Origin of the sequence: Anaerococcus tetradius ATCC 35098, from assembly GCF_000159095.1 — a bacterium.
In the GTDB taxonomy this organism is placed as follows: domain Bacteria; phylum Bacillota; class Clostridia; order Tissierellales; family Peptoniphilaceae; genus Anaerococcus; species Anaerococcus tetradius.
Genome location: NZ_GG666387.1, coordinates 1 through 230, shown reverse-complemented (window position 1 = coordinate 230; position 230 = coordinate 1). Strand labels below are relative to the sequence as shown.

General features: G+C 41.3%; 1 protein-coding gene. It reads right to left on the bottom strand.

Going from position 1 to position 230, the window contains the following annotated elements; genetic code table 11:
* A partial coding sequence (locus HMPREF0077_RS10870; RefSeq protein ID WP_004837965.1) for a hypothetical protein occupies positions 1-230 on the bottom strand: 230 nt, incomplete at both ends.

Below are 230 nucleotides of genomic sequence, written 5' to 3'. Positions count from 1 at the left end.
TACTGTCCATTTACCATTGTCACCTTTTGTTGCTGTAACTTTTACTGGACTTGTTTGTCCTTCTGGTGTGTATGTTACTTCAATTTCTTTTGTATCTGCGTCTGTTGGTGGTGTTACTGTTACATCTCCGTTGTCTTTGGCTTCTACTTTTGGTGCTGCTGGGGCTATTGTGTCAGCTGGTGTTTTTGCTGTTGCTTTTCCAGCTTCTGTTGATTCGTTTCCAGTTTTGT